Here is a 220-nt window from a genome sequence, read left to right on the forward strand (position 1 = left end):
ATCTTGTTCAACTAAGGGCGCAATTCCTTAGCCAGTTCTCTTATGAACTTCTCATGTTTTCACATGAGCGCAGACTATATGTTTATCTACTTAGAGATAGAGGATTTTTCCACCACCATAGGCTTGTGGTGTACTCTCGTCAGTTATACGAGATAGTCGTTGAACGTTCATCTTATCCATTTTGACTTAGATGATTCGAGGCGGAAGACCCATTGTTCTA

Annotated in this window: 1 protein-coding gene; it reads left to right on the forward strand. The window is 40.5% G+C overall.

Features of this window, described 5'->3' with window-relative positions:
* Positions 1 to 185 (forward strand): hypothetical protein (locus MR155_RS31730; RefSeq protein ID WP_242312146.1); only part of this gene is annotated, 185 nt, incomplete at its 5' end.
* Between the last annotated feature and the right edge of the window lie 35 nt (positions 186 to 220).

It is taken from the genome of Bacillus cereus group sp. BfR-BA-01331 (assembly GCF_022663915.1).
GTDB classification, from domain to species: Bacteria; Bacillota; Bacilli; order Bacillales; family Bacillaceae_G; genus Bacillus_A; species Bacillus_A mycoides.